Genomic DNA, 22,052 nt, shown 5'->3' with positions numbered 1-22,052 from the left:
GCGCGACTTCGCCTAGAACATGCTCGCCAAAAATCTATACAACCGAGAGCGTGTATATCTAGAGTTGTTTTTTCAATTGACGCAACTTAAACGTTCATGACTTCTGATGGCGCATGACCTGACGGCGCGCCGCCGGCCGACGCCCAAAAACCTGGAGAAACAACGTGTCTTCGACGCGAACGGCGAAGTCATGCGTCATCGTAGTGGAAAACCTCCCGGTTCCGCTCGACCGCCGCGTGTGGCAGGAGGCGCAGGCGCTGCGCCGCGCCGGCTTGCAGGTCTCGGTGATCTGCCCGGCGACCGCGGACTATCCCGCGCGCTTCGAAGTTCTCGATGGCGTCGAAATCCACAGGCATCCCCTGCCTTTGCAGGCGCGGGGACGCTGCGGCTTCGTGGTCGAATATGCCGCCGCGCTCTATCATGAGACGCGGCTCCTGTTCGAAATCCAGCAGCGGCGCGGCGTCGACGTCATCCAGGCCTGCAACCCGCCCGACCTGATCGTTCTCGCCGCCCTGCCGCTGCTGGCGATGGGCGCGCGCTTCATCTTCGACCAGCATGATCTCTGCCCCGAACTCTACGAGGCCAAGTTCGGCCGGCGCGGCCTGCTCTATTGGGCGCTTCGCGCGGCGGAGCGGCTCACCTACGCCTGCGCCGACCAGGTGGTGACCGCCAACGATGCTTTCCGAGAAGTCGCGCTGTCGCGGGGCGGCAAGGGGGGCTGCGTCGCCTCCGTCTATTCCTATCCCGACACAACGTGGCTGCGTGCGGAAAAACCGCAAGCGGCGCCGGACAGGCCCGTGCTCGGCTATCTCGGCGTGATCGGCGATCAGGACGGGGTGGACGGATTGGTTCGCGCCGTCGACCATCTGGTCCATGTCGACGCCTTCACCGGTTTCCGCGCGCTCGTCGTCGGCGATGGGCCGGCGCTGCAGGGCGTTATCGGCCTGGCGCGGGAGCTGCGTGTCGAAAACTACATCACCTTCACCGGATTCCTCACTGGAGAAAAACTCGCGGCGCACCTCGCCGCCTTCGACATCGGCCTCATCCCGGATCCGCTCAATCCCAGCAACGACCGGATGAGCATGAACAAGGTTTTCGAATATTGCGCCCTGGGCTTGCCCGTTGTCGCTTTTCCGTTGACCGAAACCCGCCGCCTGCTCGGCGACGCCGGGGTTTACGCGAAGGGCGGGACGCCCGAGGATTTGGCGGCGGCCACGCTGCCCCTGCTGCGCGACCAAGCGCTGCGGGCCGCGCTGGCGGAAAACGCTCGGCGGAGGGCGGCGCGTTTCGACTGGGCGCGCGAGGCGCGAAAATACTTGCGGGTCTATGACAAATGCCTTGGCCTGCCGGAGGCGCTTGTCTTCGAGGAGCGCCGCCGGGCGCCCGGCGCGCTGCTTCCGGGCGAGTGAGTGCAGGGGACTGGATCGCGTCGCGCGCGCCCTTGCCATTTTCATGAGACGACGGGCGCAACGCGATCCCGTCCCCCCGCGCCAACATTGGAACTTTTTCTCGCCCCAAAGCTTTCGCAGCTTCATCGTCGCCGAAATGAGAGCGCCGTCGAAAGGGGCTGAGATGAAGATTGCGCGCCGCTTGCTGGACGCGGCCCTGCAAAATCCCGACGGCGCCGCCCTGTTTCTCGACTTCGATGGAACGCTGGTGGAAATCGCCGCAACTCCGGACGGGGCGGCGGCGCCGGCGGCGCTGGCGCGCGTGCTGGAGCGGGCCTCGGCCGCGCTTTCCGGCGCGCTGGCGCTGGTGAGCGGACGCCGGATCGCCGATCTCGACGCGCGCCTCGCGCCGTTTCGCGGGGCGGCGGCCGGGGTGCACGGCGCCGAGATGCGGCTCGATCCCGCCCATCCCATCAAGGCCGGCGAAAAGCTCGACGCGCGCGTGCGCGACGAGGTGGCGCAACTGACCGGGGACGATCCGCGCCTGCTGCTGGAAGACAAGGGCCACGCCATTGCCGTGCATTACCGGCTCGCCGAACATTTCGGTCCGGAACTCGAACGCCGCCTCGAGCATTATGTCCGCGAAGTCGACGGTCTGCGCGTGCAGCCGGGCCGAAAGGTGATTGAAATTCTTGGCGAAGCCGTGACCAAGGGCGACGCTGTCAGGCGGTTCATGCGTGAAAAACCCTTTGTCGGGCGCCGGCCGATCATGATCGGCGACGACCGGACCGATGTTTCCGCCTTCGATGCCTGCGCGGCGCTCGGAGGCGTCGGATTGAGCGTCGCCGGCGAATTCTTTCATGCCGCTGAGGCCGATTTCGCTTCGCCGGAAGACGTTCGCCGCTGGCTCGGCGAATTTTCCCTCATTTCGCCGGAGGTCCGCCGATGACGATTCGTCCCTCGCTCGATCTCGCGGTCATCGGCAACGGCAATATCGCCGCGCTCATCGACCGCTCCGGCGCGCTGGTGTGGATGTGCTGGCCGCGGCTCGACGGCGATCCCGTGTTCTGTGCGCTGATCGACGGCGAAACCCCCGCCGACGGTTACTTTTCCATCGCCTTCGACGAGACGCAGACGGCGACTTTCGAGCAATCCTACCTGCGCAACACCGCCATCGTGCGCACCGTTCTGAGCTCGGACTCGGGCGCCGCCTTCGCCATCACCGATTTCGCGCCGAGGTTTCCGCGCTTCGAGCGCTTGTTCCATCCCCCGACCGTGATCCGCATCGTCGAGCCTCTGTCCGGCCTGTGCCGCATCCGCATCAAATTGCGGCCGCGCATGTCGTCGGGCGCGCTGCGGCCGCGCCCGATCGTCGGCAGCAACCACATCCGTTTCGCCGCCGAGGGCGGGTCGATCCGGCTGTCCACCGACGCGCCGGTCTCCTACATCGTGACGGAAGGCGCCTTCATTCTGTCGCGGCCGATCACGCTGATCCTGCACGCCGACGAACCGCTCGCCGATTCCATTCCGCGCGTCGGCCGCGAGTTCTTCGACAAGACCAGCGAATACTGGCAGGGCTGGTCGCGCCAGCTCAATGTCCCCTACGAATGGCAGGAAGAGGTCATCCGCGCCGCCATCACCTTGCAAATGTGCGCGTTTGAAGAGTCCGGCGCGATTGTCGCGGCGCTCACCACCTCCATGCCCGAGGCGCCCGGCGAACAGCGCAACTGGGACTATCGCTTCTGCTGGATCCGCGACGCCTATTTCACCGTGCTCGCGCTCAACCGCGTCGGCGCCACCGCGACCATGGAGCGCTTCATCCATTACGTGACCAATGTCATCGCCATGGAGCAGGGGCCGAACTTAAAACCGGTTTACGCGATCCTCCCCGAAATGACGCTGGAGGAGCGGATCGCCAACAGCCTCGCCGGCTATCGCGGTCACGGGCCGGTGCGCATCGGCAACGCCGCCGGCGATCAGATCCAGCACGATGTTTACGGCAGCGTCATCCTTGCAGCCTCCCAAATGTTTTTCGACGAGCGCCTGCCGACCAAGGGGGATGAGTCCCTGTTCGCCATGCTGGAGCCCCTGGGGATGCGCGCGCTGGCGCTGGCGCTGGTTCCCGACGCCGGCATCTGGGAATATCGCGACACGTTGTCGGTCCACACCTATTCCGCCGCCATGTGCTGGGTCGCCTGCGACCGTCTGGCGCGCATCGCGACAAGGCTCGGCCTGAACGATCGCGCGCACAACTGGCGCGCCTCGGCCGACGGCTTGAAGGAGGAAATCCTGGCGCGCGCCTGGAGCGACAAGGCCGGCTGTTTCACCGGGCGGCTCGATTCCGATCACATCGACGCCAGTTCGTTGCTGCTCGCGGAACTGGGGCTGGTCAAGCCGGAGGACCCGCGCTTCATCGCTACGGTGGAGCGCATCGGCAACCTGCTCGGCGCGAAAGGCTATCTGTTCCGCTATGCCGCGCCGGACGATTTCGGCGCGCCCTCCACCGCCTTCACCATCTGCTCGTTCTGGTATGTCGAGGCGCTCGCCGCCATCGGGCGCCACGAAGAGGCGCGCCGGCTGTTCGAAAAAGTCCTGGCCCGGCGCAACCATGTCGGGCTGCTGTCGGAAGACATCGACCCCGACACCGGCGAACTCTGGGGCAATTTCCCACAGACCTATTCGCTGGTCGGCATCATCCTGTGCGCGATGAGGCTGTCGAAAAGCTGGGAAGCGGCGCGATGACGGACGCCGCCCCGCCGGCGGGCCTTCGCCGGCAAATCGGCGGGGTGCTGAAGAGTCCGAAAGCTGCCTATGCCATCCTCGCGGGGTTCGCCGGCGTCATCGTGGTGCTGGCGCTGAGTTCGCTGGCCTCGCTGATCATCGACGGCTGGATCCAACGCGATCTCGACCTGCGCTCCGCGCTGATCTTTCGCGCGCTGAGCGACAAGGCCGCGCATGCGGGCATGAGCGATCCCCAGGCTTTTGGGGCGCAAATGCAAAAGACCGCCGACGAAGAGCGCATCTACGGCCTTGCTTTTTGCACGCGCGACGGAAAACGCGCGCTCGCCACCGCCGCCATTTCGAATACGCTCGATTGCGCCGAGTTTTCCGCCTCGCGCGCCAGCGAGGGGGTGACGGTCAAGACCGATGGCGCGAACGTCCGTTTCAACCGCTTCGCGCTCAATCTCGGCGGCGTGCCCGGGCAATTGCTGGTCGCGCAAAACCTGGACGAGGCGCGCAGCGGCCAGCGCGACGCGCTCACCTATGTGACGGCGGCGCTGGCCGCCGCCGCCTTCGGCTTCGGCTTTCTCACCGTGGTGATGATCGCGGCGCTGCGGCGCAGCTGGATGTCGTCGCTGCGCGGCGCCATCGCCGAGAGTTTTCCCCGAACGCCCGAACAGGCTCCGGCGCACACCAGCGAGGCGCCGGCGGATCGGCGCATCAACGCGCTGCTGGGTGATTTGCGCGTGCGGCGCAAGTTCGTGCACGGGATCTATGTGCGCTGGTCGCCGGAGAGCCTGCGGCAACTCCTGCTCGACCAGTTGCCGGATGCGCAGGTGATGATCGTCTCCAACCGCGAGCCCTACATCCACAATCGGGTGAATGGCGAAATCCAGTTGCAGCTGCCCGCGAGCGGTCTGGTGTCCGCGCTGGAGCCGGTGATGCGCGCCTGCCGCGGCGTGTGGATCGCCCATGGCGGCGGCTCCGCCGACCGCGACACCGTGGACCCGCATTCGCGGCTGATGGTTCCGCCCGACGATCCCACTTACGCGCTGCGCCGCGTCTGGCTCTCCGAAGAAGAACAGGACGGCTATTACTACGGCCTCGCCAATGAGGGGCTTTGGCCCTTGTGCCACATCGCCTTCATCCGCCCCATCTTTCGCGAACAGGATTGGGCCATGTATCGTGCGGTGAACCAGCGTTTTGCCGATGTGGTGGTGGAGGAGGCGACCTGCGAAAACCCCATCGTGCTGGTGCAGGACTACCATTTCGCCCTGCTGCCGCGCATGATCCGCAACGCCTTGCCAAAAGCGACCATCGTCACGTTCTGGCACATCCCCTGGCCGAATGCGGAAACCTTTTCGATCTGCCCCTGGCGCGAGGACATCCTGGATGGCCTGCTCGGCTCGTCGATCCTCGGTTTTCATACGCAGTTCCACTGCAACAATTTTTTCGATTCCGTCGACCGCTTCATCGAGAGCCGCATCGACCATGAGAATTCGCAGGTGTCGTTCGGCGGTCGCGAAACCCTGGTGCGGCCCTATCCCATTTCCATCGAATGGCCGCCGCGCGGCTTGCTGAACCAGCCCTCCATCGAGCAGTGCCGCATCAATGTGCGCGAACGCTTTGGCCTGCCGCTCGACACCAAGATCGCGGTGGGCGTGGAGCGGTTTGATTACACCAAGGGAATCTTGGATCGCATGCGCGCCGTCGACGATTTGCTGACCATGTCGCCGCACTGGCGCGGCAAATTCGTCCTGATCCAGGTGGCGGCGCCGACGCGCTCGAAACTCGAAGCCTATTCCGCGCTGGAAACCGAGGCGCATGCTCTCGCCGAAGAGATCAATGCGAAATATGCGCGCGACGGCTGGAAGCCGATCCTGCTGCTGGTGCGCCACCACGAGCCGCCCGAAGTGTTTGAACTGTTCCGCGCCGCCGACGTTTGCATCGTCTCCAGCCTGCACGACGGCATGAATCTCGTGGCCAAGGAATTCATCGCCGCGCGCGACGACGAGCGCGGCGTGCTGATCCTGTCGAGCTTTGCCGGCGCGGCCTACGAGCTGCCGGAGGCGCTGATCGTCAACCCCTACGACACCCACCAGATGGCCAAGGCCTATGAGCGCGCTATGACCATGAGCGAGGAAGAGCAGGCCAGTCGCATGCAGATCATGGTGGCGCAGATCAGCGAGCGCAACGTCTACCGCTGGGCGGCGCAAATGCTGTTCGACGCCTCATGGCTGAGGCGGCGGGAGAAGATCGTGGCGAGCGACAATTTGTGACGTCGAGGCGCGTCCGGCGCCTTGCGATGGCTGCCGCGCCGCGCTCGCCCATCAGCCATCTCCGACCATAGCCAGGGCTGACCGGTTTGTGTTCACGTTTCCGTGATCACCGCCACGCCTATTGTAAAGCTTGAGTTTTCGCTCGTGAGCGCCGGTGTTGCGTAAGCGTCTGTAATTTTTGGTTTTATTTTGGCTTGCTCCCTAACGTTGGCAACGTATTCGCTGAGCACAGTTTCTTCTGAAAGCGTCGTCAAGGCAATTAACTTGTGGAAAATACCGATAATCACCGCAACGGTCATGATGTAAACTGTTTTTTCAGGGAATTCCGCTGGCGGATGCTTCCGTCAGAGTGGGGAGGTTATCATGACTACGTTCACCGATGGCGACGACGTCTATTCGGCAGGTCTGGGCTTTGAGGACGTGAACGCCTTGGGCGGCACCGACACGCTGGTTCTCAATTACGGGACGTTGACAGGTCCGATCCGCTGCATTTGGGAGGGAACGAAAGTCACCTTCACGGACGATCATTCTACGGGAATTGTCGCTTACAACTTTGAAAAGTTTGAGATTACGGGTGGCTCCGGCGCCGATTACCTTCACGGCGGCGGCCTGGCCGATAAGCTGAACGGCGGCGCCGGCAACGACACGATCGAGAGCGGGATGGGCCAGGACCAGATCGATGGCGGCGTTGGCGCTGACCGATGGACCGTCAACTATTCATCTATCTCTGACGATCAGGTCATTCAGTTGCTGGCGGGCGGCGCCGTGTTCACGGTCGCGACCACCGGCGCTACGATCAAGAACATCGAAGCCATTTCCATCACCACGGGCGTTGGCGATGACATTATCGACACGTCTGCGGTGGCGGGAGATGATTCTGTCATCCTTGGGGTCGGCGACGACACGTTCAGCGGGGGGCGGGGCTTCGACTACGCCGATGGCGGCGACGGCGCGGATACGTTGACGTTGAACTTCGGCTACGCCACGACAGATGTGTATTGGGTGGACCTCAACTATGGCAACGCACGCTATACGAATAGCGACGGTTTTACCGAGAGCCTGCGAACTGATTTCATCCGTTTCGAGAAATATAACATCACCGGCGGCGCCGGAAACGACGATCTCCGGGGGGGCAACGATAACGACTTTCTTTCCGGTCGCGATGGCAACGACATCCTGTATGGATACGGCGGCATCGACACGATCGGGGGCGGATTGGGCGCTGATACATGGGTCGTCGACTATACCGCCTTTGCCGACGACATCGGCATTGACATTTCGACGGCTGTGGGCGTCGTCAGCACCGGCGCAACCGTGAACAATGTCGAGGCCCTTTCGGCGACGACCGGAGCCGGCGACGACACCATCACGGCAAACGCTGGCGCCTACAATGACTCCATCTCAACCGGCCTCGGTAACGATATTGTTTCGACAGGCCGCGGGCTGGACAACGCCAATGGCGGAGACGGCGATGACTTGCTGGTCATGAACTGGTCCGCCCTGACGACGTCGATCAGTTGGACGGACGACTACTATGGACACTATCATTTCGCGTCGGCCGACGGTCTCAACAGGCTCGATTACTATGCGTTCGAGCGCTACACCTTGACGGGTGGTTCGGCTGACGACGTCCTGATTGGCGGCGGCGCCTATGACACGCTCATCGGCGGCGGGGGCGCCGATTCCCTCAACAGCGCCGGTGGCGACGCCAAGATCGACGGCAGCGCCGGCAATGATATCTGGGCGGCCAATCTCAACGCCAGCGGCGAAGCCGCGAATGTTCTGATCGACTGCGCGGGCAGCCAGACCGTCAGCCAAGGCGTCGCGGCGGGGCTCGATATTCGCAACATCGAGTGTCTGCAATTGACGACCGACGCGGGGGCCGACGTAATCAGCACGGCGGGATACGCCCTCAATGACTCGGTCTCGACCAGGGCCGGGGACGACAGCGTCAACCTGGGGCTCGGGAAGGACAGCGCCGATGGCGGCGACGCTACGGATACGCTGATCATGAACTGGTCAACGGTGACGACGTCGATCAGTTGGACGGACGACTACTATGGACACTATCATTTCGCGACGGCCGACGGCGTCAACAGACTCGATTACTATCAGTTCGAGCGCTACACGCTGACGGGCGGTACGGCGGCCGATACCCTGATCGGCGGCGGCGATTACGATGTGCTGGTCGGCGGCGGCGGCAACGATTACCTCGACAGCAAGGCTGGCAGCGCCAAGATCGACGGCGGTACGGCCAATGACACCTGGGTGGCCAATCTCAGCGCCAAGGCGGCGAAGGTCCTGATCGATTGCGCCGCCAGCCAGACTGTCAGCCAGGGCGCCCTGGCGGGCATGGATGTTCGCAACATCGAATGCCTGCAACTCACCACCGGCGTCGGCGCCGACGTGATCAGCACAGCCGGATACGCCTTCAATGACTCGGTCGCGACCGGCGGAGGGAATGACAGCATCGCCCTGGGTCTCGGCAGGGATTACGCCGATGGTGGCGACGGCGTCGATACGCTGACCATCAACTACTCAACGGCCACGACATCGGTCCGGTGGACCGATCTCTACTATGGCAATTACCAGTACGCAGATGCCGCCGGGACCCGCAGCATCCGCTACTATGGCATCGAGAAATTCGTGATCACCGGCGGTTCAGGCGGCGACCAGCTTCGTGGCGGCGGCTACAACGACACCCTGTCTGGTGGGGGCGGCAATGACATCCTCAACAGCTTCCAAGGCGTCGACGTTGTCAACGGCGGCGTCGGAAACGACCTGTGGATTGGCGACCAAAGCAGCGCTGTCAAGAACCTGACGCTGGTTCTGAACGCGACTGGCGACGGAACGCTCGTCAACAACGGAACCCAGCTGACCGGAATCGAAAACATCCAGCTGAGCGCCGGATCGGGCAGCGACACGATCGACACGCATAATGTTGTGGGCAACGACAACGTGTCGACAAACGCCGGCAATGACGCCGTCAATCTCGGCAGAGGCATTGATCGCGCCGATGGCGGCGTCGGTTCCGATCTGCTGATCTTCGACTTCTCGTCCTCGACCAGCAGCGTAACCGGCACGGACCTTGGATATGGATGGTGGAAGTTGGCCGATAGCGACGGCGTCAACAGCATCACCTTCGCCAATTTTGAACAGTTCGACATGACTGGCGGCAGCGGCGACGATCGGCTTTACGGCGGCGGCGCGGACGACAAGATCAACGGCGGCGTCGGGAACGATGTGATGGAAGGCTATGGAGGCAACGACCTCCTGACGGGCGGCGCGGGAAACGACGTGTTCCGCTTCGAGAGCGGCGGAAATGGCGTCGACACCATCACCGACGCCGCCGGCGGCGACATCATTCGCATCCTCAATGCATCGCTTGTCGGGACGGTTTCCAGCGGCGATGGGACGACGCTGGGTAATGGTGGCGTTCAGATTCGGGTTAACGCCGATACGACGACGTCGCTTTTCGTCGGCACCGACAATACCGCCGGCGCTGACGTCACGATCACCTTGCGCGGCACATACGCCGTGACCGCGTTCACCTTGAGCGGCAGGGACATCAAGCTCACCGCGGGTTCGACAACGCCGGGCACGCCGGGGAACGACGTCCTGGTGGGCACCAGCGGCAATGACGTCTTGTCGGGCGGGGCCGGCGACGATTCGCTCGATGGCAAGGCGGGCGACGACGCGCTCGACGGCGGAACGGGCCTTGACATCCTGATTGGCGGTTACGGTCGCGACACCATGACCGGCGGAACCGGCGCCGACAGGTTCGTGTTCCAGACAACGGCCGACAGCCAGCCGGGCACGATCTACCGCGACATCATCACCGACTTCATCGCTGCCGATGGCGACAAGGTCGACATGTCGGCGATCGACGCGAATCCTGTCGTTGCGGGCAATCAGGCCTTCACCTACATCAACACGGCCGACTTCAGCGGTGTGGCCGGGCAGCTCCGCTTCAGCAGCGGCGTGGTCGAAGCGGATGTCGACGGCAATGGCATCGCCGACTTCCAGTTGACTCTGAACAATGTCACGACCGTGGCCGCGGGGAATTTCATCCTGTGAAGCCTCTCTCCGTCCGGTGGGCTCGGGTTCATGCAGCCCATCGGACCTCTTGAGGGAGAGGGGAGGCTTGCGCAAGCCTGGTCGGCGAGATTGAGCTTGTCCTGTTGCTCTCCCCAGACATTGGACGGGATATGACGCTCGCCCCGGATGTACGGGCGAGCGTTTTTTTTATTGTCATACGGTTTCCGCAAGATCGCTTCGCGATCCGCGAAAACGAAATCGCACGGAAATCCTCATGGCGAAGGTTGGATCAGGCGTCGGGCGTTTCGCCGGAAGCGTCCCGGGATTCGATGGCGGACTGAAGTTCCCGGATCGCCAGCCTGATGTGCTCGATCTCAGGCCCGTTTTCGGCCGTCTGGCTTATGCGCAGTTCGGCCTCGGCATAATGCAGGTCGATGAACGCGCGCTCAATCGCCGCCTGAAGCTTCTCACGCATGACAACTCCGTTGATCCGTGAGAACAAGAAACTCAGGGACATCTCAGCTACAACCAACCAACAGGTTGAAAATAAAGTATAATTAATTCAAGATTTACGGGCTGGCTTCGGCGCGACTCAGCGCTCAAGCCACGGTTCTTTGCGCCCGCGCCGGCTGAAGCTCGATCGCGCGCACGCAGGCGTTGGCCAACTCCAGGCCGCGCGCGTCCATGCCCGTCCAGCAGGACTCACGGCCGCGCGGGTCGATCTCGACGAGTTTGACTCCCGCCGGCGCGATGGCGCCGTCACGCGCGATTCCGCGCAAATGGCCGTCGAACGGGGCGCGTATGGGAAAACCGTCGTGGCGCCCGACAACAAAATTCTTGGGAACCCACATGCCCACGTCCATGGGCGTGCGCCAGACGCCGTCGCGGTCGGAATAGACGAAACGCTCGCGGCCGACGCCGCCGAGCGCGCGCGCCTTGCCGTCGGCGGCCTCCGTCTCGCCCGAGGTCAGGACCGCGCCGGCGCGGGCCGGACGGGTTTCGATGGCGATGTCGCAATTCACGCCCACGGCGAATTTCGGCCCCATGCCGATGGTCAGGCGCGCGAGACGACGGAAGTCGGGGGTGATCCGGTCTTTTTGCAGGCGCGCGTCCACAAGAATGTCGGCGGCGCGATAGGCGAGCAGTTCGCCCAGGGACAGGGGCGTGACCGCGACGCGCGCCCGGCGCGCCAGCACGCCGGCGATTTCCAGGAGGTGTTCCGCCCGTTCTCCGACCACCCCGCCGACCGTGACGGGATCGTCGTAGAGCGCGTCATGGAACGCCATGCCGCGCCGGATCACCGGGGGGAAAGGGTCGTGGACCATGGCCACGCCGTAGCCGGCGCCGGTGAGCGCGACGGCGACGGCGGACGCGATCTCGCTGGTCCCCATCACGACCGCGAGGCGAAGGGTCTGGAAGCCGTAGAGGGCGTGTTCGTTCATGGGTTTGGTCCTCTCAGGCGGCGCGGCTTTGCGCGAACAGTTCGCTCCACCAGGCGTCCAGCGCTTGGGGCTCGGGGGCGATGGCCTCGGCGAGATCGCCGGCGAAGCGGAAAAAGTCTTCGCGCAGGCTCGGGTGCAGCGTGGTGATGACGGGAAGGCCGCTTTCCCCCGCGCTGGCGAAGGCGTCGCGGAGGCCGCCGCCGTCCGCTTCGAGCTTGCCGAACTTGCTGAGCGCGACGAGATCGGCGCCGGCCGCGATCGCGCGCTGGGCGGCGGCGCAGGCGTCGGCGACGCCGCCGGGGTCGAGATTGCAGGCGGTGGAGCCCGGCCCGAGTTTTTGGGAGATGCTTATGCGCGCGCCGGTGGCGAGGTCGATGAGGGACAAGGCGCCACAGGCGCCGGCGCCAGGGTCGCGCGCCTCGATCACGCCGGCGAGGCGGAGGCCCTCGCGGCGGCGGCGCTTGATGAAATCATGCAGCAGCAGGCGCTTTTCGGCGCTGTGCGCGCCGCAGATCGCGGCGATGGCGGCCCTGGAGGTCATGACAATGCTCCTTTCCGTTTCCGGCGGCGCAAGAAGCGGGCCAGACGGGGTGGAAGGGAGAAAAGCGTTATTTACTCACATTTCATGTTGAACGATGATTCGGTGTTCGGGCGAGAGTGTTTGTCTCGTGTCGTACAAAATGTATGTATTCGTTCGATAGGAACGGAGGCGTCAGGACGCGAGGGATCGCCAGGATTCGGGCGTTCGGACGGCGCCGAGTTTTTCCAGGAAAGCGCCGGCTTGTCGCAGACGATCCGCGCCTTGCGGCGACAGGCCCTCGCCGAGCCCAAAGCTCTCGCCGCGCACGCACAACAGGAAGCTGGGCGGCGGTTCGGCCTTGTCGACTTGCCTGAAGACGTCGAGCACGGATTGGGGCGGCAGCGCATGGCTGGTGTGGGTCATGCCGGCGCTTGGAAAAATTTCCTTGAACAGAAAGGGGGCGGGCGTGTCGCGGCCGGCGTCCAGGAACAGCGCGAGGTCCGCGCCGCGCAGGTCCAGCGCGTGTTCGAGCTGGAGCTGGAAATCTTCGATCAGGGTTGTGTCCGGCCAGGCGGCCTGTTCCAGGCGGCGCAGCAGCAGCGGGCCAAAGGCGTCGTCGCCGCGCGATTCATTGCCCCAACCGAAAATGACGAGATGCATGGATTGACCGTGACGGCTCTGCTCCCTCTCCCCGCGAGCGGGGAGAGGGGATGAAATCACCCCATATTCTTGCTGGCGCGATGGACCAAGGCGCCGTCGGCGTCGAGCAATTCCACTTGCAGCGGCATCTGGCCGATGGCGTGGGTCGCGCAGGACAGGCAGGGGTCGTAGGCGCGGATCGCGACTTCGATGTGGTTCAACAAGCCTTCGGTGATCTCGCGACCGGTCAAATATTGCGTCGCCACGGTGCGGATCGCCTCGTTCATCGCCTGGTTGTTGTTGGTGGTCGAGACGATCAGGTTGCAATATTTGACAAGATCGTCGTCGCCGACGCGATAGTGGTGGAACAGGGTTCCTCGCGGCGCCTCGATCACGCCGACCGCCTCCTCGCGGCGCTCGCCCTTGTCAGCCATCAGGTCCGTCCCCAGAATGTCGGGATCGTCGAGCAACTGGCCGATCACTTCCACCGCATGCAGCGCCTCGATCATGCGCGCCCAATGGAAGAACAACGTGCCGTGGACCGGCTTGCCGTCGCCCATCGCGATCAGGTTCTGGCGCTCGGCTTCCGCCATTTCGCTGGGAATGCGGTCGCAGACCTGCACGCGGGCGAGGGGCCCGACCTTGTACCAGCCGTTCTCCGCGCCCAACGACTTGATGTGCGGAAACTTCATGTAGGACCAGGATTTGACCTCTTCCTGCAACACCTCGTTGTATTGGGCGTAGTCCACGTGATCGAAGATCGCGCCGCCCTGCGCGTCGCGGGCGCGCAATCCGCCGTGATAAAGGTCCATTTCGCCGGCGGCGTTCACAAAGCCCATCATGTTGGAGGGCAATTCGCCGAAGCGGTTGTAGAAATTGGGATTGGTGAGATGCAGCTTCTCCAGCATCTTCACCGCGCCGCGCGCCCATTCGATCATCTGCGGAATGTCGCGGCGCAGCTCGTCGCGTTCGGCAATGGTCAGGCCCTTGTTGACGCCGCCGGGGATGGCGCCGGTGCCGTGGATGCGCTTGCCCGCGGTGTGGCGGATCACCTCCTGGCCGTATTTGCGCAGCAGCACGCCTTGCGTGGCGATTTCGGGGTGGTCCATGGCGACGCCGACGATGTTGCGGCGGGTCGGTTCGGAATCGAAACCGAGCAGCAGGTCGGGCGAGGCCAGATGGAAGAAATGCAAGGCGTGCGATTGCACCATCTGGCCGTAATGCATGAGGCGGCGGAGCTTTTCCGCCGTGGGGGTCAGCTTGGAATAGCCGGCGATCAGGTCCATGGCCTTGACCGCGGCGAGGTGGTGGCTGACCGGACAGATGCCGCACAGGCGCTGCACCGCGACCGGGACCTCCCAATAGGGGCGGCCCTCGATGAAAACTTCAAAACCGCGAAACTCGACGATGTGCAGACGGACCTGATGAATCTTGTTGTCGGCGTCGAGGAGCAGCGTGACCTTGCCGTGGCCCTCGACCCTTGTGACGGGGTCGATGGCGATGCGGCGCAGCGTTTCCGGCCTTTCGGCGGTTTCCAGAGCGGACATGTGCGGCCTCAGTCGAAACGGAAGGATTGATAATCGAGGCGGGGCATGCGCCCGCTGATCAGATCGGTGAGATATTTCCACAGCGCATCGCCCGACGGCGGGCAGCCCGGAATGAAATAGTCGACGCGGACGATTTCATTGAGCGGATAGACCTTGTCGAGCAGCAGCGGCAGTTCGGGGTCGTCGGGGACTTTCGACTGCGTCCCCGGCATTTCGCAATAGCAACGCTCCAGGATTTCGCCGACGTCGAACCGGTTGCGCTGCGCCGGCAGGCCGCCGGTGACGGCGCAGGCGCCAACCGCCACCAGCATCTTGCAGTTGCGACGCAATTCCCGGAGCACATGGACGTTTTCGGAATTGCACACCGCGCCCTCGATCAGCGCGATGTCGCAGGGGCCGCACGACTTGATGTCGGTGATCGGCGAGCGGTCGAACTCCACCAGTTTCACCAGCTCCAGCAGGCGCTCGTCGATGTCGAGCAGCGACATGTGGCAGCCGAGGCAGCCGCTCAGCGACGCCGTGGCGACCTTCAGTTTCTTCATCGGAGGACGCATGTTCATGTCACACCTCCTCCTTCACGGCGGTCGGGGTCTGGCTGATGGGCGCGGAATCGTAAAGGCGCGCCCCGATCGGCTTTCTGAAGCCCACTTCCTTGGGCAGCAGCGCGCCCACGGGGCAAACCTCCGCGGCCCTGTCGGTTTTCGCGAACGTGCTGTCTCCGAGCAGGCCCGTCGGCGAATTCACCACGATGTGCGCCTCAAGACTGCGCCCGGCGATGCCGAAAACGTTCTTGCCGTCGACCTCGCGGCTGGCGCGCACGCACAGTTCGCAATTGATGCAGCGGTTGCGGTCAAGGAAGAAATCGGGATGCGAGGCGTCGACCTCGCGCGGCTGGAAGAAATGGGTGAAATGGTCGTTGAACATTTCGAGGTCGTAGGCGAGCGCCTGGAGCTTGCAATTGCCGCTCTTCTCGCAGCCGGGACAGAAATGGTTGCCTTCGACGAACAGCATTTGCAGCAGGGTGCGCCGGCGATGGTTGAGGTCGGGCGTGTCGCTCTGCACTTCCAGGCCGGGCAGGGCCTTCATCACGCAGGCGGAGCCGGAGCGGTTGTTGACCACGACAAGGCACAGCTTGCAGGAGCCGTGCGGGGTGAATTCGGGATTGGCGCACAGATGCGGGATGAAGTGCCCCGCCTTCAGCGCCGCCTGCAGAATGGTCTCGCCCGGCTCGAAATGAATCCGTTCGCCGTCCAGGTTGAAGGTGTTGGGGATGTCGGTCATGCGTCAACTCCTTCGCCGAGATGGGCGTCCAGATGGGCGTTGGCGTCGTCGCGGCCGGCGACCTCGCGGGCGCGGGCGAGCGCCGCGTCGAGATCGAAGCCGGGCTCGAAGTCGCGCCGGATCAGGCGGCGGTCGAACACGGTGGGGAATTTGGTCATGATGTCGTGGAGCGCGTTGGTCGCCGTGGTTCCCAGGCCGCAATGGCTCGACGTGCTGATCAACTGGTGCAGGCGGTTCAGTTCGTTGAACTCGTAGCGGGCGCCGTGGCCGCTGTGGATTTTTTCCAGGATGCGGGCGATCAAGGCCGTTCCCACGCGGCAGGGCGTGCAGAAACCGCAGGATTCATGCTCGAAGAAATGCGCGTAGTTGAGCGCGGCCTCGAACAGGTCGCGGTTGTTGCCGAACACCATGAAGGAGCCGGAGGTCGGCACATCCTCGAAGGCGATGCGGCGGCCGAACTCCTGCGGCGTCAGGCACTGGCCCGCCGCGCCGGAGATTTGCACGGCGATGGCGTCATAGGCGCCGGCGTCCTCCAGCACCTGCGAGACGCGCACGCCGAACGGATATTCGTAAAGACCGGGGCGCTCGACGTCGCCGGACACCGAAATGATTTTCGTGCCCGCCGATTGCCGCGTGCCCGTGCCGGCATAGGCGAGGCCGCCGTGGATGGCGACTTCGGTGACCTTGCACAGGGTCTCGACATTGTTCACCACGGTCGGCTGGTTCTTGTAGCCGCAGGTGACGGGGAAGGGGGGACGTATGCGCGGGCGTCCCGGCTTGCCTTCGAGCGATTCGATCAGCGCGGTTTCCTCGCCGCAGACATAGGCGCCGGCGCCGAGATGGATGGCGATGTCGAAATCGAAGCCGGGCACGCCGCAAATGCCCATGCCGAGCAGACGGTTGCGGCGGAAATCGCTCAGCTTGGCTTCCAGCGGCGCGCGCAAATAGGTGTATTCGCCGCGCAGATAGATCAGGCCTTTGCGCGCTCCGGTGCAATAGCCGGCGATGGCCATGCCCTCGAACACGCGTTCGGCAAAACTTTGCAGGAGGACGCGGTCCTTGAACGTGCCGGGCTCGCCCTCGTCGGCGTTGCAGACGATGTAGCGCTCGTCGCCGGGCGCGTCGCGGCAGGCCTCCCATTTCACCGCGGTGGTGAAACCGGCGCCGCCGCGTCCGCGCAGGTTCGACCGCTTCATTTCCGCCATCATGCCGGTCGGCCCACACGCAATCGCTGCGCGCAAGGCCTCGCCCGGCGCATAGGCGGAGCCGAGCAGCATGTCGGCGCGCTCGATATTGTCCTCGACGCGGAAATAATGCGCAGGCCAGTTGGCCAGCGGCGCGCGGGCGCGGATCAGGTCGCAGATTTCGTCGATGCGGCGCAGGGTGAGACGGGTGATGGCGCGGTTGTTGACCAGCAGGGCCGGGCCCTGGTCGCACATGCCGGTGCATGAGGTTTTGCCGACGCTCACCAGGCCGTCGTCCGAGACCACGCCGCGCTTGAGCTTCAAGCGCTTCAGCATATGCGCCATCAGCGTGGGGGAGCCGGCCATGCGATCGGTGATGTTGTGCGAGAACAGCACCCGATATTTGCCGCGCGGGGTGTCGTAGAGGTGGGTGTAGAACTGCACCACGGCGGCGACGTGGGTGACGGGAATATCGAGGCTTTTGGCGATAAAGCCCTGGGTTCCCGGGGAGAGCCAGTCGAGCGCGTTCTGCGCCTCGATCAGGATTTGCAGGAGATTGCCGGGGTCGCCGTTATATCGCGCGATGATCGGCTCAAGAACTTCGGGCTCAACGATGGCTTCCGTCATGGGCGCACCCTATTTTCCGCGCGGATTGGTCGCAGGAATTGCGGCGACGCGTCGCAGATCACGCAGGATAAGCGGCTGTGACATTTCCAAGACTTGATGAGGATCAAATCGGCGCGGCGCAGGGGTCATATGTTGGGACTAGAAGCCTGATTTCCAGATTTGACGGGTCGGACCCCCGCTGCGGGCGTTCCATGCAAACGCCCTTTCCAGGGGTGAAAAGGGCGTTGTCGTTTGGTGCGGCCAATAAACGTCTTAGCCTTTGTTCGGCTTCCATTTTATTGAGCAGCCGATGGACGGCGTCTGGTGCGGGGGGACCTTGTTGTTTCCAGCGATCGCCCGCATCGCCTCGACCAGTTCGCGCCGCGCGCCCGCAGGCGGCGGACTGGTGCGGCCCTCGTCGAGGCGGCCGCGATATTTGAGCCGCCCGTCGGCGCCATAGCCGAAAAAATCCGGGGTGCAGACCGCGTCATAGGCGCGCGCCACGGCTTGCGATTCGTCGTGGAGATAGGGGAAGGGCAGGGCGTGTTTTTCCGCGAATCGCTTCATGTTGGGGAAGGAATCGTCGGGATAGGTCGCCGAATCGTTGGCGCAAATCGCGGCGAAGCCAAATCCTTCCGCCATCAGCGTGCGGGCGTCGGCCGCGAGGCGGTCGATGATGGCGAGCACATAGGGGCAATGGTTGCAGATGAAGACGATCACCGTTCCCTTCGCGCCGGCGACATCGGCGAAGCCGTAGGTGCGGCCATCGACGCCGGGAAGGGAGAAATCCGGCGCGGGGAGATTGAAGGCGATGTTCTCGGGGTTGGCGGCCATGCTGAAAATCCCGTTTTTACCGCCCCCTGGCGGCGTCGCGATGAGAGTGGTTGTTGCCGAAGCGGAATCAAAGAGAAATTGCCGTGAGGACCCGGTCGAGGATGCGCGGCGCGAAATCCGCATTGAAGTTACGGTCGCGACAGGCCGGGTATTATTTGATAAATATCAATGAAGGTCCAATTGCCAATAGCCTGGGCCGCGCCGGGTGTTTAGGCCTGATTTTACGCATAAGTGTCTTGCGCGCATTTCACTATGGCGGGCCGTCCTTTTGTGGCAAGCTTAAACTTCGCGCGACTTGAGGGGCGACAGGTGACCAGCAGCGATGACACGAACGTGACGGAATTAATCGAGATCAATCTTATGTTTGCTCAAATGGAGCTGTCGCTCGGCGCCAGCGATGACGCCTCGATCCTGCGTGCGCTTGACCACATCATGGAAGCTTTGAAACATTTGCGCGTTGAGATGCCTGGCGCCTTGCCCGAGAGCGTCGAACAGACGCCGAGTGTCAAGCTGCCTGGCGACTTCGGCTGATTTTTTCATCGCCGCGCAGGGGCGTGCGGTTTTAGACATGTTTGGCCGTGGGTATGATTTTCGTTTAGACTGTGCTTATCCTGTGCGGCCTGCTTGAATTGGGGTCGCCACATGCTCCGCGCGTCCGTCGCCTTCGTCGCCGTATTGACCTGCGCTCCGGCGCTGGCGCATTTCCAGGAGATCATTCCCTCGGCCGACGTGCTGCCGGAAGGCGGTGAGGTCAAGCTCGACCTGGTCTTCACCCATCCGATGGAGCGCGGGCCGGTCATGGACATGGCGAAGCCGAAGCGGGTCGGCGCGCTCATCGACGGCAGGACCATCGATGTTTCCGCCGCGCTTGCGGAGCGGAAGGTGGACGGCAAGAGCGCCTGGACGCTCGCGACCAAATTGGAAAAGCCCGGCGCCGCCGTGTTCTTTGTGGAGCCGCAGCCCTATTGGGAGCCGGCGGAAAAGAAATGGATCACCCATTTCGCCAAGGTCGTGGTGGATGGCTACGCCTCCGGCGAAGGCTGGGACAGCCTCGCCGGCCTGCCGGTCGAGATCGAGCCGCTGACCCGGCCGACCGGACTTTGGACCGGTAATCTGTTTCGCGGCCTTGTCCGCGCCCAGGGCCAACCCGCGCCCTTCGCCGAAATCGAGGTGGAATGGGTCAATGACGGTTCGGTGAAGGCGCCCAACGAGGCGTTCATCACGCAAAAGGTCAAGGCCGACGCCAGTGGCGTGTTCGCCTATGCCATGCCGCGCGCGGGCTGGTGGGGTTTTGCGGCGCTGATCGAAGGGCCGCCCGCCAAGGCGCCGGACGGAACGCCTGTGAAAACCGAAGTTGGCGGCCTCATCTGGGTCAAGGCGACCGACATGGCCGGCGCGCCCGTCACGGCGGCGAAATAAAATGGCCCATATCCCCGATGGAATCCTCTCCCTTCCCGTGCTGGCAGGCGGCGCGGCGCTTGCCGTCGGCGGCGTCGCGCTCGGCTTGCGAAAAATGGACGAGGCCGACATTCCCAAAACCGCCATTCTGGCGTCGACCTTCTTCGTCGCCTCGCTGGTGGCGATTCCCGTGGGGCCCTCGAGCGTGCATCTGCTGCTGTCCGGGCTGATGGGGCTTGTTCTGGGCGTGCGCGCCATTCCCGCCGTGTTCGTCGGGCTGCTGTTGCAAGCCGTCCTGTTCGGTTTCGGCGGGCTGACCTCGCTTGGCGTCGATGTCGTCGACATCGCCTTTCCCGGCGTCGCCGCCGCGCTGGTCGCGCGTCCCGCGCTGGAGCGGGCGCAGGGCTGGCGCGTCGGCGCGATCGGCGCGGCGGTCGGGTTTGTCAGCGTTGTCGGGACGGCGGTTTGCGTGTCGCTGGCGCTTGCGCTGTCCTCGGCGGACTTTCTGCCCAGCTTGCGCGTGATCGCGCTGACCTACGTTCCGCTGGCGCTGGCGGAAGCTGCGCTGACCGGCGTGGTCGTCGCATATCTCCGGCGGGTCAAGCCGGAAGCCCTGGGCTTTGCGCCGCAACTGGAGGCGGCCGCGTGAGCCGGCGTCTTGCCGTGGCGCTGCTGATCGCGCTGTCGCCGGCGACGGCCAGCGCCCACCGCCTCAAGGTGTTTGTGACGGCCGAAAACGGCGCGCTCGGCGGCTATGCCTTTTTTGTCGGCGGCGGTCGGCCGGAGGGGGCGGATTTTGTCGTCAAGGACGGGGGTCGCGAGGTTTTTCGCGGCAAGACCGACGCGCACGGCGGTTTTGCCTGGAGGCCCGAGGCGCCGGGAGATTTTTCCGTGACGGTGGATGCGGGCGATGGCCATTGGGCGGAGGCCGTCATTACGGCTGACCGGCTCGGCGGCGTGGCGCCGCCGACCGTCGCCAATGCGACGCCGCTCGCGCAACCTGCGCCCGTCTGCGCGCCGAACGATCCCGACAGCTTGGCGAAACTGGTCGAGGCGCAGGTGGACAGGGCGGTGGCGCGGCAGGTCCGCCCGCTGCTCGAAGCCTATGCTCTAGCGGAAGCGCGTGTGCGCTTCAACGATGTGATGGGCGGCGTCGGCATGATCGTCGGCCTGGCCGGCGCCGGTTTTTGGGCGCTTTCGCGCCGACGCAGGGATGCGCCGGAATGACCAACCCATTTGCCGAGGAAGCCGGGGCGCGACCCTGGCTCGATGTCTTGGACGCGCGCACGCGGATCGTTTCGGCGCTGGCGATCGTCGCGGCCGTTCTCGCGATCCGCTCGCCCCTGGTCCTGCTCGCGGGCTTGCCGGCGCTGATCGCCCTGGCGCTCGCCTGCGGCCTGCGCTTGCGCGACATCGCCGCGCGCATGGCGCATGCTGAAGGGTTTGTTCTGGTGCTGCTGCTGATGCTGCCGCTGACCGTTCCCGGCCCCGCCTTCGCCGCGTTTGGTCCGGTGGAGTTTTCCCAGCCCGGCCTCGACCGGGCGCTCAAAATCCTGCTGCGGGTCAATCTCTCGGCCCTCGCCGTGCTGATCCTGCTGGCCGGGCTGGAGCCAATTCGGTTCGGCCACGCGCTGGCGGGGCTCGGGGTTCCGCAAAAATTGACCCATCTGCTGCTGTTTTCGGCGCGCTGGGCGGCGCTGGTGAGGCAGGAGGCGCTGCGCCTTCACGACGCGCTGCGGGCGCGGGCGTTCCGGGCGTCCACCTCCGCGCACACGCTGCGAACCCTAGGCCATTTCACCGGGCAATTGCTGGTGCGCGCGCTGGAGCGGGCCGAACGCGTCGATGAGGCCATGCGCTGCCGGGGTTTTGCCGGGCGTTTTGCGCTGGTGGCCGAGGAGCGGCCCGGCGCTCGCGACGCCGTTTTCGCCGCCGCCGTCGCCCTGTGCCTGCTCGGCGCGCTGGTCGCGGACCGCCTGACATGACGGCGCTTTTTCAACTCGAAGACGTCACGGTCGCGCGCGGCGGACGGATTGTTCTGCGCGAGGTCTCGCTCAAAATTTGCGCGGGCGAAAAACTCGCGCTGGTGGGTGATTATACCAAGTCTCGCTGATCAGAACCCATGCGCCCAATCGCGGAGTCCGATGGACATGATGCGCCACGGTTGGTCGACGAGCT

Annotated in this window: 22 protein-coding genes; 12 read left to right on the top strand and 10 right to left on the bottom strand. The window is 64.3% G+C overall.

Going from position 1 to position 22,052, the window contains the following annotated elements:
• Positions 1-164: 164 nt before the first annotated feature.
• The 4 genes from GJ654_RS21570 (at position 165) to GJ654_RS08805 (ending at position 6,388) form a co-directional block, all read left to right on the top strand.
• Positions 165-1,409 (top strand): glycosyltransferase family 4 protein, encoded by a 1,245-nt coding sequence (locus tag GJ654_RS21570; RefSeq protein WP_264586180.1) that lies wholly within the window; start codon positions 165-167, stop codon positions 1,407-1,409.
• A 163-nt stretch (positions 1,410-1,572) separates the two neighbouring features.
• The gene (gene otsB, locus GJ654_RS08815) at positions 1,573-2,337 is read left to right on the top strand and encodes a trehalose-phosphatase (protein ID WP_196305479.1); all 765 of its coding nucleotides are present in this window, start codon (positions 1,573-1,575) and stop codon (positions 2,335-2,337) included.
• Positions 2,334-4,130, top strand: a complete 1,797-nt coding sequence (locus GJ654_RS08810) for a glycoside hydrolase family 15 protein (protein ID WP_155445788.1) — start codon at positions 2,334-2,336, stop codon at positions 4,128-4,130. The genes otsB and GJ654_RS08810 overlap by 4 nt, the downstream gene beginning before the upstream one ends.
• Complete coding sequence (locus tag GJ654_RS08805) at positions 4,127-6,388, top strand: alpha,alpha-trehalose-phosphate synthase (UDP-forming) (RefSeq protein ID WP_155445787.1); 2,262 nt, start codon at positions 4,127-4,129, stop codon at positions 6,386-6,388. Before GJ654_RS08810 ends, GJ654_RS08805 begins: the two co-directional genes overlap by 4 nt.
• Before the next feature lie 92 nt (positions 6,389-6,480).
• On the opposite strand, the gene GJ654_RS08800 is transcribed toward GJ654_RS08805, so the two are convergent.
• On the bottom strand, positions 6,481-6,687 hold the full coding sequence (locus GJ654_RS08800) for a hypothetical protein (RefSeq protein ID WP_155445786.1): 207 nt from the start codon (positions 6,685-6,687) through the stop codon (positions 6,481-6,483).
• A 64-nt stretch (positions 6,688-6,751) separates the two neighbouring features.
• On the opposite strand from GJ654_RS08800, the gene GJ654_RS08795 reads away from it, so the two are divergent.
• Positions 6,752-10,465 carry a beta strand repeat-containing protein gene (locus GJ654_RS08795; protein ID WP_155445785.1) on the top strand — a complete coding sequence of 1,238 codons (3,714 nt, stop codon included), beginning with the start codon at positions 6,752-6,754 and terminating at the stop codon, positions 10,463-10,465.
• A gap of 250 nt (positions 10,466-10,715) precedes the next feature.
• On the opposite strand, the gene GJ654_RS08790 is transcribed toward GJ654_RS08795, so the two are convergent.
• The 9 genes from GJ654_RS08790 to GJ654_RS08750 form a co-directional block, all read right to left on the bottom strand.
• The gene (locus tag GJ654_RS08790; protein ID WP_155445784.1) at positions 10,716-10,901 is read right to left on the bottom strand and encodes a hypothetical protein; all 186 of its coding nucleotides are present in this window, start codon (positions 10,899-10,901) and stop codon (positions 10,716-10,718) included.
• Between the two features lie 124 nt (positions 10,902-11,025).
• Positions 11,026-11,868: a xanthine dehydrogenase gene (locus GJ654_RS08785; protein ID WP_155445783.1), complete on the bottom strand. Its 843-nt coding sequence runs from the start codon at positions 11,866-11,868 to the stop codon at positions 11,026-11,028.
• Positions 11,869-11,881: 13 nt separating this feature from the next.
• Complete coding sequence (locus GJ654_RS08780) at positions 11,882-12,409, bottom strand: DUF2478 domain-containing protein (RefSeq protein WP_155445782.1); 528 nt, start codon at positions 12,407-12,409, stop codon at positions 11,882-11,884.
• A gap of 171 nt (positions 12,410-12,580) precedes the next feature.
• Positions 12,581-13,048, bottom strand: a complete 468-nt coding sequence (locus GJ654_RS08775; protein WP_155445781.1) for a hydrogenase maturation protease — start codon at positions 13,046-13,048, stop codon at positions 12,581-12,583.
• Positions 13,049-13,104: 56 nt separating this feature from the next.
• Positions 13,105-14,574, bottom strand: a complete 1,470-nt coding sequence (locus GJ654_RS08770) for a Ni/Fe hydrogenase subunit alpha (RefSeq protein WP_155445780.1) — start codon at positions 14,572-14,574, stop codon at positions 13,105-13,107.
• 8 nt (positions 14,575-14,582) lie between these two features.
• Complete coding sequence (locus GJ654_RS08765) at positions 14,583-15,134, bottom strand: NADP oxidoreductase (RefSeq protein ID WP_155445779.1); 552 nt, start codon at positions 15,132-15,134, stop codon at positions 14,583-14,585.
• A gap of 1 nt (position 15,135) precedes the next feature.
• A complete protein-coding gene (locus GJ654_RS08760) occupies positions 15,136-15,855 on the bottom strand; it encodes a 2Fe-2S iron-sulfur cluster-binding protein (protein ID WP_155445778.1) in 720 nt (239 codons plus the stop codon).
• On the bottom strand, positions 15,852-17,666 hold the full coding sequence (locus GJ654_RS08755) for an NAD(P)H-dependent oxidoreductase subunit E (RefSeq protein ID WP_155445777.1): 1,815 nt from the start codon (positions 17,664-17,666) through the stop codon (positions 15,852-15,854). Before GJ654_RS08755 ends, GJ654_RS08760 begins: the two co-directional genes overlap by 4 nt.
• A gap of 252 nt (positions 17,667-17,918) precedes the next feature.
• Positions 17,919-18,479: a thioredoxin family protein gene (locus GJ654_RS08750; RefSeq protein ID WP_155445776.1), complete on the bottom strand. Its 561-nt coding sequence runs from the start codon at positions 18,477-18,479 to the stop codon at positions 17,919-17,921.
• Here GJ654_RS08750 and GJ654_RS08745 point away from each other — a divergent pair.
• The 7 genes from GJ654_RS08745 (at position 18,478) to GJ654_RS21435 (ending at position 21,987) form a co-directional block, all read left to right on the top strand.
• Entirely contained in the window at positions 18,478-18,651 is a 174-nt protein-coding gene (locus GJ654_RS08745) for a hypothetical protein (protein WP_155445775.1), read from the top strand. The two genes, GJ654_RS08750 and GJ654_RS08745, sit on opposite strands and share 2 nt — an antisense overlap.
• A 137-nt stretch (positions 18,652-18,788) precedes the next feature.
• Positions 18,789-19,010 carry a hypothetical protein gene (locus GJ654_RS08740; protein ID WP_155445774.1) on the top strand — a complete coding sequence of 74 codons (222 nt, stop codon included), beginning with the start codon at positions 18,789-18,791 and terminating at the stop codon, positions 19,008-19,010.
• Positions 19,011-19,121: 111 nt separating this feature from the next.
• Positions 19,122-19,898, top strand: coding sequence for a DUF4198 domain-containing protein (locus GJ654_RS08735; RefSeq protein WP_155445773.1), 777 nt, complete (start codon positions 19,122-19,124; stop codon positions 19,896-19,898).
• Between the two features lies 1 nt (position 19,899).
• Complete coding sequence (gene cbiM / locus GJ654_RS08730) at positions 19,900-20,526, top strand: cobalt transporter CbiM (protein WP_155445772.1); 627 nt, start codon at positions 19,900-19,902, stop codon at positions 20,524-20,526.
• Positions 20,523-21,104: a cobalamin biosynthesis protein CbiM gene (locus GJ654_RS08725; protein ID WP_264586181.1), complete on the top strand. Its 582-nt coding sequence runs from the start codon at positions 20,523-20,525 to the stop codon at positions 21,102-21,104. The genes cbiM and GJ654_RS08725 overlap by 4 nt, the downstream gene beginning before the upstream one ends.
• The gene (gene cbiQ, locus GJ654_RS08720; protein ID WP_155445771.1) at positions 21,101-21,859 is read left to right on the top strand and encodes a cobalt ECF transporter T component CbiQ; all 759 of its coding nucleotides are present in this window, start codon (positions 21,101-21,103) and stop codon (positions 21,857-21,859) included. Before GJ654_RS08725 ends, cbiQ begins: the two co-directional genes overlap by 4 nt.
• A complete protein-coding gene (locus tag GJ654_RS21435; protein ID WP_264586182.1) occupies positions 21,856-21,987 on the top strand; it encodes a hypothetical protein in 132 nt (43 codons plus the stop codon). Before cbiQ ends, GJ654_RS21435 begins: the two co-directional genes overlap by 4 nt.
• The last annotated feature ends 65 nt before the right edge of the window (positions 21,988-22,052 follow it).

It is taken from the genome of Rhodoblastus acidophilus (genome assembly GCF_009720655.1).
Lineage (GTDB): Bacteria > Pseudomonadota > Alphaproteobacteria > Rhizobiales > Beijerinckiaceae > Rhodoblastus > Rhodoblastus acidophilus_A.
Note: the sequence above shows the minus strand (reverse complement) of the source record. Positions and strands in the feature narration are given on the sequence as shown.